Below are 3208 nucleotides of genomic sequence, written 5' to 3'. Positions count from 1 at the left end.
CTGCTAGCGACTATCACCATCTAGGAATGGTAGCCCAAGAGCAACGGCGGTTTGATCAGGCGATCGCTTTTTACCAAAAGGCTCTCCAAATTTATGAAGATGCAAATGATTTCTACAGTGCTGCTAGAGAGTATCACCATCTAGGAATCGTAGCCCAATTGCAACGGCGGTTTGATGAGGCGATCGCTTTTTACCAAAAGGCTCTCCAAATTAAAGAAGATACCGGGGATTTCTACAGTGCTGCTAGAGAGTATCACCATCTAGGAATGGTAGCCCAAGAGCAACGGCGGTTTGATGAGGCGATCGCTTTTTACCAAAAATCTCTCCAAATTTTTGAAGATGCGGGGGATTTCTACAGTGCTGCTAGAGAGTATCACCATCTAGGAATCGTAGCCCAATTGCAACGGCGGTTTGATGAGGCGATCGCTTTTTACCAAAAGGCTCTCCAAACTAAAGAAGATACCGGGGATTTCTACAGTGCTGCTAGCGACTATCACCATCTAGGAATGGTAGCCCAAGAGCAACGGCGGTTTGATCAGGCGATCGCTTTTTACCAAAAGGCTCTCCAAATTTATGAAGATGCAAATGATTTCTACAATGCTGCTAGCGACTATCACCATCTAGGAATCGTAGCCCAATTGCAACGGCGGTTTGATGAGGCGATCGCTTTTTACCAAAAGGCTCTCCAAATTAAAGAAGATACCGGGGATTTCTACAGTGCTGCTAGGCAGTATCACAATCTAGGAGTGGTAGCCCAAGAGCAACGGCGGTTTGATGAGGCGATCGGTTTTTACCAAAAGGCTCTCCAAATTTATGAAGATGCGGGGGATGCTTACAATGCTTCAGACGAGTATCAACAACTAGGACAAATTGCCAAAGAGCAAGGAGATTTTGAGGCTGCGGTTACCTATTTCCAAACAGCATTTGAAGCCTTAAGTGCAGCAAATGATTGGCGCAACGCATCTTTAACCCTAGCTGCATGGGGCAAAACCCTGGAAGCCCAATCAAATTGGACTGAAGCCGCGAAAATTTACATCAACTCCTTAGCCATCGACCTGGAGCATAATGAAGAGTGGATTGGCTCCGATCTCAAAGATTTAGGGCGAATGCTCAAACAGTTGGGAGACAGCGAATTTGCCACAATTTGGCGCGAGGTAACAGGCGAAGCATTGCCAGAACAATGGCGTACAGCCATTCAACAAGCCAGCGAAACAACCGAGGAGTGAAATCAACATGGAAACCCAATTAACCACCCCCGAAATCAACGAAAAACGACAGCTATTGCAAGATTACGAACCCGCTTTTGAGGCATTCGCCATCCTGGAAGAAAAGCAAGGCAGACTCGATGATAGTTTTGACGAACTGTGGGCAAAAAAAACAGGTCAAGCCTATGAAGATCCCAGCAAGCGCCAATCCCTCTGGAAAACGACGCTGCAAGTCCTCCGCCAAGAACTCTGCGGCGATGAAGGCTTTCGCGCCCAATTCAAAGAATATACCAAAAACCCAGGCAGCGCCCCTTTACTCACGGGTTTAATTGTTTCCCTCACCACCCTATCCGGCTTGCCCCTCGACCCGGCAATTTCGACGATAATTGTGTTGTATCTGCTCAAAATTGGCTTGAATATCTTTTGCGAATATACGGAATCTGCGAGTAATTCTGATGCGTCTGGAAGTCCTGAATCAAAGGCGGAATGAGGAAGGGAATTGCAGATTGCAGATTTGCGATTTCAGATTTAAAGCCAAGTTATTTGTTGTAGGTTGGGTTGAGAGAAGGGAACCCGAATTTTTGCGTTCACATCTTGCACCAGTTTCAACGTCCGCCAGGGAATAAATTCCCACAGCGAGTAGCGAAAGTCCTCTGAAGAGGACTAAATACTTACGATCGAAAACTTTCAGGACTTATATCATGTCCGTTGAATTGCCCATAATAAAAAAACCTCACCCCTTCGTTGCGTAGGGACACGGCATCAAAGATATCTCGGACAAACAGATAACTTTGATCGTGCCGTGTCCCGGCTTTTGATTACGGGTAATCGACCGGACATGATATTACGCAGATCGTCCATATATAGTGTTTTGTAGGGCAATCCCCCGTGATTGCCCCTATATCTAGAGGCGTTGCGTAAGTCCTGACTTTCTTTCAGTCCACTTGAGTGGACTTGAGCTATTAGCCAGGGAATAAATTCCCTGGCGGGGTAAAATCGCAGTTAGGTTTTTTGATTTGCCAACAGTAAGATCGATTACCGGGCAAATAGCTAACTACACCTTACCGTCCCGATTTCCTCGTCGATAAATCGGTGGCAGGTTGCTTCCGATAGCGAATGAGGATGGTCATCACTAAATCGGTTTTAGGTAATGGCGTCAAGGGACTCCATTCATCAACCTCGGCAAATCCGATGGCGTAAAAATTCTTGATTTCTTCCATCACTCCCTCGCGGGTACCGATAATCAGAAACCGGATCGGTTCGCGTTCCGGCATTTCTGGCGAGGAATTTGGATGCGAAGATCCGATAGCATCAGACAAAAAATCTTGTGCCATGATATTTTCTCCTGTTTTTTTTGGATTGGAAACCAAAAAATCTAGCCACCCCGCAAGCAGCGCAAAGCAGGGTGGCTACGGAGAATGTTAAAATTCTCTGTTAGCCTCCAGACTGCTGTTCACAGTGTGGGGGTCAAGCTGTCCTTTGCCGGTTCCAAGCGGCACTGGGCAGCGTACTAGATTTTTAGGCGGACACGGGTTGCTGTCGTTGAACTGAAGCAACCTTAAAGAGTGAGATTAGTCCGATTGGGGACAACTGTCAAGATATCCGTGGGTTTTGTTACGAAACTTTAGATGGTGGGGCGATATGGCAAGGGCTAGGGCGTATTTTCCCACCCATTAACGTTGGGAAAGCCAAAGATTGATATATTTCGACCTTTTTTGCAGTGGTTTTCAATGGGGTGCAATACAAGATTGTTGCCGGGACACGGCAGCGGAAAAATTTGGCGCTGATGACAAAAATTACTGATGCCGTGTCCCTACATGTCATTGATTTGAATGATGAAATTAATTTGTTTGTAGTCAGGGATTGGGTGCTGATATCGGCACTTGCCTAGAACTTGTAGCAGTTGAGCAGATTTTCCTGAGTTATCTTGTTTCTTGTTTTTCTCTAAATCTTTGACCTTTTTTGCAGTGGTTTTCAATGGGGTGCAATACAAGATTGTTGCC

General features: G+C 46.0%; 4 protein-coding genes. 3 read left to right on the top strand and 1 reads right to left on the bottom strand.

The genetic code is table 11. The features are described 5' to 3' along the window. Both MiSe_RS48295 and MiSe_RS48290 read left to right on the top strand, forming a co-directional pair. The coding region (locus MiSe_RS48295; RefSeq protein ID WP_226594535.1) for a tetratricopeptide repeat protein at positions 1 to 1226 on the top strand (1226 nt) is incomplete at its 5' end. Between the two features lie 7 nt (positions 1227 to 1233). Next, complete coding sequence (locus MiSe_RS48290; RefSeq protein WP_226594533.1) at positions 1234 to 1695, top strand: hypothetical protein; 462 nt, start codon at positions 1234 to 1236, stop codon at positions 1693 to 1695. A gap of 571 nt (positions 1696 to 2266) precedes the next feature. Here the strand turns inward: MiSe_RS48290 and MiSe_RS48285 are convergent. Then, positions 2267 to 2539, bottom strand: a complete 273-nt coding sequence (locus MiSe_RS48285) for a peptide ABC transporter substrate-binding protein (protein ID WP_226594530.1) — start codon at positions 2537 to 2539, stop codon at positions 2267 to 2269. A gap of 401 nt (positions 2540 to 2940) precedes the next feature. Between MiSe_RS48285 and MiSe_RS48280 the strand changes: the two genes are divergently transcribed. Further along, on the top strand, positions 2941 to 3096 hold the full coding sequence (locus tag MiSe_RS48280; RefSeq protein ID WP_226594527.1) for a hypothetical protein: 156 nt from the start codon (positions 2941 to 2943) through the stop codon (positions 3094 to 3096). Positions 3097 to 3208 lie beyond the last annotated feature (112 nt).

Source organism: Microseira wollei NIES-4236, from assembly GCF_020521235.1.
GTDB classification, from domain to species: domain Bacteria; phylum Cyanobacteriota; class Cyanobacteriia; order Cyanobacteriales; family Aerosakkonemataceae; genus Microseira; species Microseira wollei.
Note: the sequence above shows the minus strand (reverse complement) of the source record. Positions and strands in the feature narration are given on the sequence as shown.